Source organism: Rufibacter roseus, from assembly GCF_001647285.1.
Taxonomy (GTDB): domain Bacteria; phylum Bacteroidota; class Bacteroidia; order Cytophagales; family Hymenobacteraceae; genus Nibribacter; species Nibribacter roseus.
The window spans coordinates 26,827-40,741 of sequence record NZ_LRML01000002.1; the positions used below are offsets into that span (position 1 = coordinate 26,827).

General features: G+C 45.9%; 12 protein-coding genes. 3 read left to right on the forward strand and 9 right to left on the reverse strand.

Features of this window, described 5'->3' with window-relative positions; genetic code table 11:
* Positions 1-24 precede the first annotated feature (24 nt).
* From A8O23_RS02030 to A8O23_RS02045, 4 genes are all read right to left on the reverse strand, one after another.
* Positions 25-1,248, reverse strand: coding sequence for a PP2C family protein-serine/threonine phosphatase (locus A8O23_RS02030; protein ID WP_066615963.1), 1,224 nt, complete (start codon positions 1,246-1,248; stop codon positions 25-27).
* A 207-nt stretch (positions 1,249-1,455) separates the two neighbouring features.
* Positions 1,456-1,713 carry a hypothetical protein gene (locus A8O23_RS02035; protein ID WP_066615965.1) on the reverse strand — a complete coding sequence of 86 codons (258 nt, stop codon included), beginning with the start codon at positions 1,711-1,713 and terminating at the stop codon, positions 1,456-1,458.
* The gene (locus A8O23_RS02040; protein WP_161486681.1) at positions 1,710-2,846 is read right to left on the reverse strand and encodes a glycosyltransferase; all 1,137 of its coding nucleotides are present in this window, start codon (positions 2,844-2,846) and stop codon (positions 1,710-1,712) included. Before A8O23_RS02040 ends, A8O23_RS02035 begins: the two co-directional genes overlap by 4 nt.
* Positions 2,843-3,853: a lysylphosphatidylglycerol synthase domain-containing protein gene (locus A8O23_RS02045; protein WP_066615966.1), complete on the reverse strand. Its 1,011-nt coding sequence runs from the start codon at positions 3,851-3,853 to the stop codon at positions 2,843-2,845. The genes A8O23_RS02040 and A8O23_RS02045 overlap by 4 nt, the downstream gene beginning before the upstream one ends.
* Here A8O23_RS02045 and ruvC point away from each other — a divergent pair.
* Entirely contained in the window at positions 3,845-4,414 is a 570-nt protein-coding gene (gene ruvC, locus A8O23_RS02050; protein ID WP_066616897.1) for a crossover junction endodeoxyribonuclease RuvC, read from the forward strand. The two genes, A8O23_RS02045 and ruvC, sit on opposite strands and share 9 nt — an antisense overlap.
* A gap of 144 nt (positions 4,415-4,558) precedes the next feature.
* Here ruvC and A8O23_RS02055 read toward each other — a convergent pair whose 3' ends face one another.
* Entirely contained in the window at positions 4,559-4,951 is a 393-nt protein-coding gene (locus A8O23_RS02055; RefSeq protein WP_066615967.1) for an HIT family protein, read from the reverse strand.
* Positions 4,952-4,955: 4 nt separating this feature from the next.
* Entirely contained in the window at positions 4,956-5,429 is a 474-nt protein-coding gene (greA, locus tag A8O23_RS02060) for a transcription elongation factor GreA (protein WP_066615971.1), read from the reverse strand.
* Between the two features lie 271 nt (positions 5,430-5,700).
* Between greA and A8O23_RS02065 the strand changes: the two genes are divergently transcribed.
* Entirely contained in the window at positions 5,701-6,630 is a 930-nt protein-coding gene (locus A8O23_RS02065; RefSeq protein WP_239693310.1) for a Ppx/GppA phosphatase family protein, read from the forward strand.
* Between the two features lie 266 nt (positions 6,631-6,896).
* Here the strand turns inward: A8O23_RS02065 and ppk1 are convergent, their stop codons facing one another.
* Together ppk1 and gyrB are read right to left on the reverse strand one after the other, a co-directional pair.
* The gene (ppk1, locus tag A8O23_RS02070) at positions 6,897-8,993 is read right to left on the reverse strand and encodes a polyphosphate kinase 1 (protein WP_066615972.1); all 2,097 of its coding nucleotides are present in this window, start codon (positions 8,991-8,993) and stop codon (positions 6,897-6,899) included.
* 186 nt (positions 8,994-9,179) lie between these two features.
* Positions 9,180-11,135 carry a DNA topoisomerase (ATP-hydrolyzing) subunit B gene (gene gyrB / locus A8O23_RS02075; protein ID WP_066616901.1) on the reverse strand — a complete coding sequence of 652 codons (1,956 nt, stop codon included), beginning with the start codon at positions 11,133-11,135 and terminating at the stop codon, positions 9,180-9,182.
* Between the two features lie 486 nt (positions 11,136-11,621).
* On the opposite strand from gyrB, the gene A8O23_RS02080 reads away from it, so the two are divergent.
* A complete protein-coding gene (locus A8O23_RS02080; protein WP_066615973.1) occupies positions 11,622-12,587 on the forward strand; it encodes an ROK family protein in 966 nt (321 codons plus the stop codon).
* Positions 12,588-12,895: 308 nt separating this feature from the next.
* Here the strand turns inward: A8O23_RS02080 and A8O23_RS02085 are convergent, their stop codons facing one another.
* Complete coding sequence (locus tag A8O23_RS02085; RefSeq protein WP_082882858.1) at positions 12,896-13,912, reverse strand: alpha/beta hydrolase; 1,017 nt, start codon at positions 13,910-13,912, stop codon at positions 12,896-12,898.
* Positions 13,913-13,915 lie beyond the last annotated feature (3 nt).

Below are 13,915 nucleotides of genomic sequence, written 5' to 3' on the forward strand. Positions count from 1 at the left end.
AGGCCTAAAACGTGACGAGGCAGCTTATTTAAACCGGCAGGAAAGCAGCGTGATATCATCGCTGAAGGTGTTGCCGCTGTTAAAGGCGTCTATCTCCTGCAGCAGTTGCGCATGTATGTTTCGGGAACTCACGTAACGGCAGCATTTCAGGAAGTTGATGGTATTTTCTACGCCGTATTCGTCTTCGTCCTTGTTGAATACTTCGGTGAGGCCATCGGTGTAGCAAAGCACAAACGAACGCGGCGGTACCACTACTTTTGTCACCGACAGGAAAGGAAGCTCATCGAATATTCCCAACATGGTGCAGCCTTCCTCCAACAAACGGTAGGTGTTGTTCTCGTACAGCAGAATGGAAGCGTTATGTCCAGCGTTTACGTAGCTAAGCTCTTTGGTCTGCCGGTTGTAAATTCCCAGAAAGCAGGTGATGAACTTCTCAGCTATCGCATTACGGTAGATCAGGTCGTTCAGCTCGGTGACAATAGTGTTCAGGTTAGTAGTTTGACGCAAAATGGTACGCAGGCCCGCCTGAAAGTTAGACATCAGCAAAGAGGCAGGTACACCTTTTCCAGACACATCTGCCACGCAAAACAGGAATTGGTCTTTGTCTATCTGAATAAAATCGTAGTAGTCACCCCCGATAGATGAATGCGGAATATAGGTGGCGTGAATGGATACATCTTGGTTGTTGGGCAAAGACTTAGGAAACAGCATGTTTTGCACCTCACGCGCAATTTCTATCTCCTTCCGCATGGCCTCTTGGGTTAACCGGTGCCGCTCTAACCTTCGGTTTTCCATGGCCACCAGAATAATATTGCTCAAGGTTTGCACAAAACTTAGCGCTCCCAGCGTAGTATAGTACGCATGCACATTCCCGATCATGACGAAGGCCAGAATACGGTTGTTGTGCATGATGGGAATCACCGTCTCGAAATCTTGCCAACGGCGGTCTATGTTCAGTTTGGCAAGAGAAGTAATCTCCCGGAGTTCAGTGATTGCCTCCGGCAGCTCAATTTCTCTAAAGTTATGTTCTGTCCCGAAACAGACTTTGCACTCCCATTGCTCATCTATGAGAAAGAGCGAAAGGCGCCTGATGTTCAACTGGGCGAGGAGTGTGAAGTGATAGATTTTATATAGTGCCTCCTCTGGCAGGTTGTTGTTAATGGCTTTCGTAATTTCCAGCAGAGCAGCTAATTCCAGCTTCTTCAGGTTCAGTTCTTGCTCAATGGTAGGAAATTTCAGTTCTGACATTTGCTGTTAATGTTTAGGATAGTCTTTTTACAAGCCATTCCTAATTGTGAGACTTTAGTTTTTGACCGCTGCAGACAAAAGGCAAATTAACAAAAAAAATCCACTGGCGCTTCTTATAGCGGGCATAGTAAAGATAATTTTATACTATAAGAGTTGAATGCTCTAACGAAGCCACAGCTCTCACCTGTACTGTATCCTTAGCAAGCACTACTTTGAATTGTGGTTCAACAATCCTGCTTTAGTGGCCAGAAAATAATATTTTTCAGCTTCTTTGGTAAAATGCTCCGGATCAAAAGGCACTTCTGTGTCTTGGTCGGGGTATAAGCATTTTATATAGTTCATGCTAATGAGCCCCCTTAGCGCTTCCTGCAGCTCGTGGTCGGGCAGGTCAAGTTTCTCTTTTAGCTCCAGGTAAGGAGTTACAAAATAAAGCTCATCTAAGATGTCGAATTCCTGATCTGTCATGGGGTAGAATGGTTGCGGCCTTTCCAATTGTAACTTCCTTTAAGACCTAATACTGCTGTCAGCAATACATACGGGAAGTAGACGAATTGGAGTAGCACTATATATGAAAGTAGCCTCTTTTTCCGAAAAAAGCCTAATACGGCTCCTAATAGAATTAAATCTGGCAAAAGCTTTAGTAACAAAACCGCTAGAAAGTAACCCCAACAAAGCCACTGAAATACGGCTCCCAAAAAAGAGCAGAACACAATAGCGTTAGCCCCTACCACCAGCACTGCCAATAGCCTTGACAGTTTTGAGTCATAATGAGACCATTTACTTGCCCATCGTACCCTTTGTTGTAGCAGCTTACTTAAACTTGCCGTAGGTCTTGTAGAAACCACTGCTTCTTCAGATTTAGCAAAAGCAATTTGACCAGGAAACACCCGGTGTATTTTGTGGAGGAGGAATTCGTCATCACCGGAGGCAATCTGCTCATTGCCTGCAAAACCGTTTACGGCATAGAACGCTGCTCTCTCATACGCTATATTCGCCCCGTTGCACATGGTGGCCTGCCCAAGCTGGATAGTCGCCGCCCCTACTCCAATCAATGCCGAGAACTCCAGCACTTGTAATCGTTCAAACGTATTTTTAGCAGGTGACAATATCACGGGTCCGCTGATCAGTTTAGGGTTCAGTTGATGCCGAACCTGATTTAAAGTCAGGAGCCAGTCAGGGTTTACTCGGCAGTCTCCATCGGTACAGGCAATCCATTCGCCTTGGGCGGCAGCTACTCCTGTTTCTATGGCTGCCTTTTTCTGCCTCTTTTCCGGAAAAGAGGCCAAAAACAGAAGCCTGATGTTCAACTCACTCCTTTGCTGGTACTGTTCTACTAGTTGAGGGGTGTTGTCTTCTGAATGATCATCAACGACCAATACTTCAAAGCCAGATTTAGGGTAACGCTGCTTTTCTAAATCAGACAATAATTCAACAATGGTAGATGCTTCGTTACGGACTGGAACAATGACAGTAAAAAATGCTTGATCAGCCTCAGAGGAATTGATAATACAAGGAATGTTGTTCCAGGCCAGCCAATACCGCAGAATGTAAAAAGCGTAAACCAGCAGCGGCAGAAAAAGCAAAGACTGCAGTATCAACGGGTATTGGAAAGTTTTAGCGGTAGCACAAATACCAGCCCCAGTACACTGGGTAGCGCAATGTTAATGGCCCACAATGACAAACTAGCCCCCAACACTAGAAGTGTGTCTTGCCCCATCAGCCCGAAAAAGAACATAGCCGAAAGCTCACGCATGCCTATATCAGCCAAAGCGTTGATTGACGGCACCACCGATTTCAGCAGAAAAGTACCTGCCACGCCCCACACGTAAAGGTCAAGTGAAAGATTTACGCCAAAAGCCCAAAGCAGCAAAATAAACTGGAACATAAACACCGCATACCTCAACCCCGACAGCATTAACACATACATTAATTCAGCAGCACTGAACTGCCCCACCACCGCAAAATAATGCACCCATCGCCTCAGGTACGGCACTTTCTCCAGCAAAGCAACGGCCCACTGAAAACTGAACAACAAGGCAAGGGCCCAGCCGTTTAGCATCAGCAGGCCAACGGCTACTGAGAAACCCACTGGCGTGGCTAGCGGCATGTAATAACTGTAAAAGAAAAAGGCCAGCGCACCGGAGCCTACCAGTAAGGTAGCGTACAGTTGGCAGAGCCTACCCAATAAAATGGCTCCAATAGCGTCGGCTCTGTTTTTTTTATGCAAAGTCAGAATTCTGCCGGCATAATCACCTACACGGTTTGGGGTTATAAAGCCCAATGACAAACCAACCAATACCGCTTTGTAAGCGCTCCAAAACGAGAGTTTCTCTATTTTCCCGGAAAGGTATTGCCACTTAAAAGCTTCAACCCCCCAATTAAGCGGGAGCAGCAATAAAGCCATTATCACTGCAACTTTTTCCTGGGCCCATACCTTTAGAAGAGTCTGGCTAGAAAATGCGGAATGGGTGCTGGCGTCTAAAACTGCTTCGCGGAGGTAGTACAACGTTAAACCCAGCACCGCCAGCTTCCCCACCCACACCAAAAGGCGCAGAGGTAGCCGCACATTGCCAGATTGTTCGTATTTTTGTACTTTATGATTCATTCCACCGCTGTTCTTCCTAACAATAAGTTAATTCTTGGAGTTGACCCAGGCACCAACGTAATGGGCTACGGCCTTATTGAGGTGAATGGCTCCAAAATCACCGTGCTCCAGTATGGGGTTCTGCAACTGAAGAGTTACGCGAACCACGCCGTAAAACTGAAGAAAATTTTTGACAGTACCTTACGTTTAATTACTGAATACCTTCCGGACGAGATGGCCATTGAGGCCCCGTTCTATGGCACTAACGTACAGTCAATGTTAAAGTTGGGTCGAGCACAGGGTGTAGCCATAGCCGCTGCTTTGTCAAGAGACATTCCGTACGTGGAATATGCTCCTAAAAAAATTAAGCAGTCAGTAACGGGAAACGGAAACGCTTCTAAGGAACAGGTGGCCGCCATGTTGTTGCAAATCCTTAAAATAAAAGAAGCCCCTAAGTTTTTAGATGCTACCGACGCTCTGGCAGTTGCCCTATGCCACCACTACGCCCAAGGAGGAAACCAGAAAGCCGGCGGTAAATCTTGGAAAGCCTTTCTTACTGAAAATCCTGATAGGGTGAGATAGTTTTCGTTGCTCGTTATTTGTTGATCGATTCAATTGGGTGGTATAAATTAAGAGAGGTGTTTTCGGCCTGTTTTTCAGGAAACAGACCAAAAACACCTCATTTTTTTGAACTCGAATAACGAGCAACGAATAACGAACAACGATCTAAAGCTCTCTTCTGATCTGCTCCGCTATCTGCTCCATTTCAGCTGACTCTAACTTTTGCTTGGGGTTGCTAAAGTTCATATCAGAGATTGAATTGATAGGCACCAAATGTATATGAGCGTGTGGTACTTCAAGCCCCACAACCGCCACACCAACTCTCGCACAGGGTACTGCTTTTTCTATAGCTTTGGCTACTTTCTGAGAGAACTTATGCAAATCCGCCAGCGTATCCGGTTCTAAGTCAAATATATAATCTACTGGTTCTTTAGGTATCACTAATGTGTGGCCCTTTACCAGAGGGATCACATCTAAAAAAGCGAGGAAACGGTCATCCTCTAAAACCTTATAGGCAGGTATTTCGCCTTTTACAATCTTTGAGAAGATAGTTTCCATACGCTTACCGTGAAATATCCAGAATTTCGAAGCGTAGTTTTCCGGCCGGTACGGTGATCTCAGCGATATCTCCCACTGATTTACCCAATAATCCTTTACCGATTGGCGACTTCACTGATATCTTGCCGGCAGCCAGATTGGCTTCTTCCTCGGCTACCAGCGTGTACACCATCTCCATGTTATTGTTCAGGTTCTTCAGCTTTACTTTAGAGAGAATCAGAGCCTTTGAAAGGTCAAGGTTTGACTCATCAATCAAGCGTGCGTTACCTACCGCCTCCTCCAGTTTAGAAATTTTCAATTCTAAGTGTCCTTGAGCGTCTTTGGCGGCGTCATACTCAGCGTTCTCGCTTAAGTCTCCTTTATCACGGGCCTCGGCTAATTGCCGAGCCACCTCTGCACGTCCTTTTGTCTTCAGCTCATGCAACTCATCTTTGAGTTTCTGTAATCCTTCTGGGGTGTAATAAGATACTGAGGCCATATTTTAATGGGTTAGTATAATGAGTAAAAAAGAAGAACGGCCTTCCGTCTGGAGACCGTTCTTTTGCTAAGGTAGTACTTATTTTCAAAAAGACCATTCCACCAGCTCTTTTTTTAACCTTACCCAACAGGCAACATACGTACAACAGCAACAGGTAAACCAGCAGCCATCATTATCTAATTTTCTGTTTTGGGGCTCTTTTCTCAAAACTGAATTAAAAACAGAAGGCTTTCTTTACCCCTTTTTGAATTAAGGACTATATTTGTTTTACATGATATTATCAGATTCCACTAAACCCCTGCTGAAGCTTGCCGCCGTTGATATTGGGTCTAACGCTGTGCGCTGCCAGATTTCCAATGTGTTCAGGTTCGCTGACCATACCCTCTTCAAAAGAGTAGAGTACATACGGTACCCCATGCGCCTGGGCGAAGACGTATTTGCTTCCGGTATTATCTCCAGACCTAAGGCTGAGAAATTCATTAAGTTCCTGCACGCCTTACAGTTACTTATGCAGGTGCACGAAGTCAATGATTATATGATTTGTGCCACCTCTGCCATGCGCTCCGCCCACAACGCCCCAGAGATACTGGCCGAGGTACATAAAAAACTGGGCTTGCAAATTCAGGTGATCGACGGAACTACCGAAGCTGATCTTATCAACATGGTGATAAGGCAGCAGCTGGATGACCGAAATTACCTGCACATAGACGTTGGTGGCGGTAGCACTGAATTTAACATATATGTAAACCGTCTTAAAGTAGCCTCGCGTTCCTTTGAACAGGGTTCTATCAGGCATATGCAAGGCGATGAATCTCTGGAAATCTGGCAAGGCATGCAAACCTGGGTAACGGAAAATGCACGTTTACACCACGTTACCCGCGCCATTGGCACCGGAGGTAACATAAATAAGATATATGACCTTGCCCGTAAAACAGCAGGTAAGCCAATATTTAGAAAACAGATAGAGGAAGTGGTGGAACATATTTCCAGCCTTACCATGGAAGAGCGGGTGAAGGTACTGCTCCTGAACGCCGACCGTGCCGACGTGATAGTGCCCGCTGCTGAGATCTATCTTTCTGCCATGAAGTGGGCACATATTGAAAGCATGTTGGTTCCGCAGGTAGGTCTAAAAGATGGGATGCTGCAAATGCTTTTTGAACGGCACCAAGGCGCTACCCAACACCATTTTAAGATGGAGTAGAAAAAGGTCAGGCTTCTGTTTTAGGCTTAGTTTCCTTAAAAGAAGCCTAAAACAGAAGCCTGACCTTGAAGTAGCTTGCGTACAGTTGCAAGAGGTAGGCACAAAAGGTAGGTGCTTTACATTTACCTGACATCTAATCAGAAGCAGCACCTTCCTGTTTCTAATGGCTACGGCTACTGGCGCAGACACTAGCAGGTCTGAAAGACACTGCTAGGTCTTTAGAGCAGGTAATTTAAAACCCTTGATTACCTTCACTCCTTCTCTCACTAAAAAAGACACACCTCTTCGGTCACGTTCATGTCGTAAAACTCGCGGTGCATGTTAAAAGGCTCTTCACCTTCGGAAGGCTGGCGTTTTATGTAGGAACCGTCTTCACGCATGATATATGAGTTCTGGTTATCTAATAAGTTATAGCGCAGAATGTTGATGGCTTGCTTTTTTAGGTCCTCGTGCACAATGTAAAACAAAGCTTCTATTCTTCGCTCAAAGCTACGAACCATTATATCGGCACTGCCGCCCAAAACGACAGGATCTCCGTTGTTATGGAAATAGAAAAGGCGAGCATGCTCCAGGTAATCACCCACTATAGAACTTACCTGTATATTTTCACTCAACCCTTCTCTGCCCGGCCGCAGGCAGCATATTCCTCTTACAATCAGTCTAATTCTCACCCCAGCTTGTGAGGCTTGGTAGAACTCATCAATCACCTCCTTATCTTCCAGAGAATTGATTTTTATAACAATTCCAGCTGGAAGGCCTTGCTCTGCGTTTTCGGTTTCTTTCCGGATGAGCGCGATCAACTGCTGCCGCATATCTTTGGGCGCTGTAATCAGATATTCATAATTCTCCGGATAAGAATGACCGGTAATTACATTAAAGAACTCTGAAACATCATGTGCATATACCTCATCAGTAGTCAAAAGACTTATATCAGTGTACATGCGGCTAGTTTGCTCATTGTAGTTGCCGCTGCCAATATGAATGTACCGCGTCACCTTCTCCCCTTCTTTGCGGATGATCATCATCATTTTGGTGTGCGTCTTGTACTTGCTGATACCGTAAATGACAAAGCAACCGGCTTTCTCCAGTTTCTCCCCTTCCCGTATGTTCTTTTCCTCGTCGAAACGGGCTTTCACCTCAAACAAAGCCGAAACGTGTTTCCCGTTCTCGGCGGCTTTGAGCAGAGCGGCAGTTACTCTGGAATTATCAGCTAACCGGTAAATAGTTTGCTTTATACCCAACACATACGGGTCTTCAGCGGCTTTTTCCAATAAACTGACTACCGGTTCAATGCTGTTGTACGGGTGGTGCAGCAACACATCGTGCTCTTTCAGGTACTCAAATAAATTATCACTAGCCCCCATAGGTAGGCTTGGTGACGGCACCGGAGCTGGTGCCCGCTGAATTTTATTACTGAATTGCGGATGTTTGATCACCTGCCACAATGACTTTAGGTCAAGCAAATTATCTACTTGAAAAACATTGGAGTTATCAATTGTCCAGCGCTCTTTCAAAACCTTCATCATGTAATGGGAAGGCGTTCGCTCTACCTCAATACGCACGACACGTCCTTTTTTGCGGGTCTTCAGTTTCTGCTTGACCTCTTGAACGAAATCCTGGTCCATATCATCGCTTTCCTCAAGCGTAAAGTCGCCGTTCCGGGTAATCCGGAAAAGGTTTACCGACTCTATGTCTACATTCTTGAAAAGCTTGTCAATAAAGAACCTTATGATTTCTTCAATAGGAACAAAGATGATTTTGTTTTTGCGCTGAATTTCCAGAAACCGGTTTAAATTGTTTGGTATCTGTACAAAAGTGATACGGTTCTGGTGCTTTTCTTCCTCTGAGGTACGCGTTACCACCCCGAATATAAGCAGCTGATTCATCATGAGCGGAAAGCCATGGTAGCTGTCATACACCATTGGGGTCAGCAACGGATAAATGGTGTTTCTGAAATACTTCTCAGCCTTCTGCTTCTCAGACTCAGATAGATTTTCAACCTTACATATTTGCAGGCCCTGCTTATCAAACTCAAGCCGAAGCTCGTCATACGCCTGGTACTGTTCGGCTACAAACTTATGGGCCAGATCTAACAGCTTTTTTTTAAAGGGCAGCTCACGCAAACCTGAGTAATCTATTCGTTCTTTGCCATAGTCTATGTAGTTGTACAAGCTTCCCACCCTAATCATGAAAAACTCATCTAAATTAGAAGCGGTAATGGCCAAAAACTTCAACCGGTCAAACAAAGGGGTCTCTTTGTTGCGCACTAAGTCAAGTACGCGGTAATTAAACCTAAGCCAGCTAAGGTCTCGGCTTATATAATTACTTCTCCGAATTTGTTCTGAAGCTTTTATCGTGTTCATAGAATCTATGGTTCTTTCTGCCTTTCTCCGGGTTTAAACTCCCTAAGAAACTCCATCCTCTCAATGCTGTCAATACAGCTGAAAGAATGCACTAATTAACATTTTTTGCTTGGCTGCACAAAAAGAAAAGCCTGCTTTAGGCAGGCTTTTCCAATATAAAATCATGCAGGTGCCTGCCGCACCCGATTATACGTCTACTTTCGCGTATTTGGCGTTACGTTCAATGAAATCGCGGCGTGGTGCCACCTCATCGCCCATCAGCATAGAGAACAAATGATCAGCCTCAGCCGCCGACTCAACAGAAACCTGTTTTAAGCTACGGGTATCTGGGCGCATGGTAGTTTCCCAAAGCTGCTCAGGGTTCATCTCACCCAAACCTTTGTACCGCTGCACGCCCACACTTTCCTCTTTGCCTTTTCCTAACTCGGCAATGGCATCAATACGGTCTTGCTCAGTCCAGCAATAGCGCTCCTCCTTGCCTTTTTTCACCAGGTACAACGGTGGAAGAGCAATGTAGATATATCCGTTGTCGATCAGGTCGCGCATGTACCGGAAGAAGAACGTCAGAATCAAGGTTCTGATGTGTGATCCGTCCACGTCAGCATCGGTCATGATGATGATTTTGTGGTAGCGCAGCTTGGTCATGTTCAGCGCTTTCTCATCTTCCGGAGTACCGAAGCTTACCCCAAGAGCAGTAATCATGTTCTTGATCTCCTCGTTCTCGTAAATGCGGTGCTCCTGAGCTTTCTCCACATTCAGGATCTTACCCCTCAACGGCAGAATAGCCTGGAATTTACGGTCACGCCCTTGTTTGGCAGAACCACCCGCCGAGTCACCCTCTACCAGGTAGAGTTCACAAAGTGAAGGGTCAGATTCAGAGCAGTCAGCCAGTTTACCTGGAAGACCTGAGCCACCCATCACGTTTTTACGCTGCACCATGTCACGGGCTTTGCGGGCCGCTAGACGCGCCTGAGCCGCTAATATCACCTTCTGAATGATAATGCGGGCTTCCTTCGGGTTTTCTTCCAAGAACTGATTCAGTATCTCTCCCACTACCTGGTCCACGGCACCCATTACATCTGAGTTACCCAGCTTTGTTTTCGTCTGGCCCTCAAACTGCGGCTCCTGCACTTTAACCGAGATCACAGCGGTCAATCCCTCACGGAAGTCATCTCCCTGAATCTCTACCTTCGCTTTCTCCAGCATACCAGATTTTTCGGCATACGATTTAAGCGTACGGGTAAGTGCCCGACGGAAACCAGCCACGTGGGTACCACCTTCGTGGGTGTTGATGTTGTTTACATACGAGAAGATGTTCTCAGTATAGGAAGTATTGTAGTTGAGGGCTATTTCTACCGGAATACCGCCTTTTTCGCTTTCCACGTAAATAGGGGTAGGAATCAGATTAACTCTGGTTTCCTCTAAATAGGCCACAAACTCCTGAAGACCACCTTCTGAATAGAAAGACTCGTTCAAGAATTCGCCCGGAGTTACTTCTTCCCGCTCATCTGTCAGGTTGATACGTATGCCCTTGTTCAGGAACGAAAGCTCACGCAGGCGGCTGGCTACCGTATCGTATTTGAATTCAGTAATGGTGAAAATACTGGCATCCGGAATAAAATGCACTCTGGTACCGGTGCGGTCAGTAGTACCAATTTCACGCACAGGGTATTTAGGAGCACCTATGCTGTACTCCTGCTCATAAACTTTACCATTGCGGTGTACCGTAACGTGCAAGTAGGTTGAAAGCGCGTTCACGCAGGAAACACCCACACCGTGCAAACCACCGGAAACCTTGTAAGAATCCTTGTCAAATTTACCACCCGCGTGCAAAACGGTCAAAACTACCTCAAGGGCAGAACGACCTTCTTTCTGGTGGAAATCAACTGGAATACCACGACCGTTATCTGAAACAGAAATTGAATTGTCTTTGTGTATGGTAACGTTGATTTCGTCACAATGGCCCGCCAAGGCCTCATCTATTGAATTGTCTACAACCTCCCAGATCAGGTGGTGCAACCCTTTGATACCAATGTCTCCGATGTACATGGCTGGGCGCTTACGCACCGCCTCCAAGCCCTCTAGCACTTGTATGCTGTCTGCGGAGTAGGCGTTCATGTGGTTTTGTTCTATATCACTCATTGAGTTTTGATAGGTTATTAACATACAAAAATACCGAAAATTATCGGTTTTTACCAGCAAAAAGAGGTGAAATATAGAGGAAACTTAATTATTTCGGCCTTGCTTTTCACATGGTCCTGCAGCTGGTTTTGAAGTCTATGTTTCCCCTGAGCAAGTATTGGCTAAGTTATGCCATTCAGTACAACTTATATTGTCACTTCTAATCCGCCTCTACTGTAGCACGTTTTCACAAACGCCAGTTTTTATTTTTTTTACCGTACTCTAGGCAGAAGAAAGGCTTTTAAAATAATATTTCCATTCCCTCTTGAAATACTCTCAAGAGAAGAGAAATGCAGATTTACTTTATGATAACTTAAGTACCCCGGGAGAAACAAGGTTAGTTTTGGGAAAATGAGGGTTTATTGTTAAGTTTCGGCTTAAATACACAAATGGTAGGCAATAGCGCCCTTCGCCTTTTTGCCTCCCGTACCAATCTATACAAGCAAAATGAAGGATGTAATTTTAGGAATTGACATTGGGGGCACCAATACCAAGTATGGTTTCCTGGACCGCGATGGAATAAGTTTAGCTCACGGAGAAATCTCCACCACCAGTGGAGATACCGTACATGATTTTTTGAGAGATTTCTATCAAGAGGTACACGCTAAGTTTAGAAAAATTGAAGACGAGGCCCGCCTGATAGGGATTGGCGTTGGCGCCCCTAACGGCAACTTCTATACCGGCACCATTGAGAATGCCCCTAACCTTAAATGGCACGGCTCTGTTCCGCTGGCCGAACTGCTACAGACTTACTTCAAGGTGCCTGTGTATCTAACTAATGACGCGAACGCCGCTGCTATTGGTGAAATGATTTACGGTGGTGCCAAAAACATGAAAAACTTTGTGGTGGTTACCTTGGGCACCGGGTTGGGGAGCGGTATTGTGGTGAATGGAGATTTGGTTTACGGTGATGACGGCAACGCCGGAGAGCTTGGACACACCCTGACTAACGTGAAGGGCACCGGACGTGTGTGTGGCTGCGGCCGCAGAGGTTGCTTAGAAACCTACGTGTCTGCCACCGGTATCAAAAGAACCATCTACAAACTGTTAGCCGACTCAATAGACTACAGCGAGCTGCGTGGGGTAAGCTTCAACGACCTGACCGCCGAAATGGTGACTCAAGCCGCCAAACGTGGTGACAAAATAGCTATTGACGCCTTTGAATACACCGGTAAAGTACTGGGCGTTAAACTAGCCGACACAGTGGCTCACCTAAGCCCAGAGGCTATTTTCTTGTTTGGCGGATTGGTGCGGGCCGAGGAGTTTTTGTTTGACCCTGTGCGTTACCACCTTGAAAAGAACTTGCTCCCAATCTTCAAGGGCAAAGTGAAAGTTTTACCTTCTGGCTTAGGCCTGAACAACACTGCTGTTATGGGCGCTGCCGCTCTTGCCTGGAAAGAACTGGAACGCTAATTTCAGTCTATTCATAAAAACAGAAAGCCAGCAGATTCTCTGCTGGCTTTCTGTTTTCAGGCAGTTTTTAAAAAAAAACAGCCTGAAAACACACAGTTTCAAGTACGGCTGCATCATTTTGCTGGCACCCATTCAATAAAATAACTGGCAGTGGCTGCCATTGAAAGCAGTTATTTACCAAACAGCCAGCTGATTACTTGCCCAAACTCGCGTTGCCAGAACCACCCCTTGTGCTCTCCGTCTTGATGCACCCGGTAAGTCAGATTTATTGTTTTCACTCCGCGTTTTAGAAGCAGGTCACGCATTTTCTACATATCCGGCACCATCTGCTCTCCTTCTCTGGCACCGGCCATGAGGTACAGCTTTGTAGACGGAAGCAAATCACATTGTTCTACATATTGATATAGTTCAGGTGACAACCAAAATGCCGGTGAAAAGACACCTACTCTCCCATAAACCTCAGGGTATTTCACAGCAGCATATAAAGAAATAAGGCCTCCCATAGAACTGCCAGCCACTCCTGTGGTAGTTTTCCCCGGCAGGGTACGGTAGTGACTGTCAATGTACGGCTTCAGTGTTTGCACCAGAAAGTCCACATACGCATCTCCTTTTCCGCCGCCGTATTGTTTGTTGTGCCAAGGAGTGTACTCATTTATACGCTCCTCGCCGCCGTTTTCAATGCCCACTACCACTATTTCCAGCTTCTTTCTTCGGGCGAGCTGATCCAGTGTTTCATCTACCTCCCACTCGCCACTATAACTGTAAAAAGAATCAAACAGGTTTTGCCCGTCGTGCATGTACAGCACAGGGTATCTTTTCTTTGACAAATGGTAACCGGATGGCAGGTAAAGCCATATTCTTCTAGACTTGTTTAACTGGGGCATCCAAAACGTGTGGCTTAAGAACTGAACATTGGCGCTGGCCGTATGCGGTTTAGTGGATGCAGAGAAATTGTCTTGCCAGTTTTCAACTTCAATATAAAGGGAATCAGCAGCAGTTGCGGTTGAGAAACCGCGGTTGCCACGGGCGGCTCCGTTAGCCAGTATTTCACCCTTAGCCCAGCTGCCGCGGGTAATTTTGAACTCAAGTACCTCGGTTAGCTCTGGCACTGTCAGGTAATACTGCTGATTAGCAGCCCTGACAAACATATGCGCCGAGCTTCTGTGGTTCCAGTTGTTAATGTTGCCCGCCAGGAATAGAGTGTCAGACGCCGGCGTGCCTATAGGTACTTTTTTCAATACCAGTGTTACCTGCCCTAAAGCTGTTTGCCATGCCAGAACCAGCAAAACAACCATGCATACCACTCCGGCAGAAAATGATTTCATATT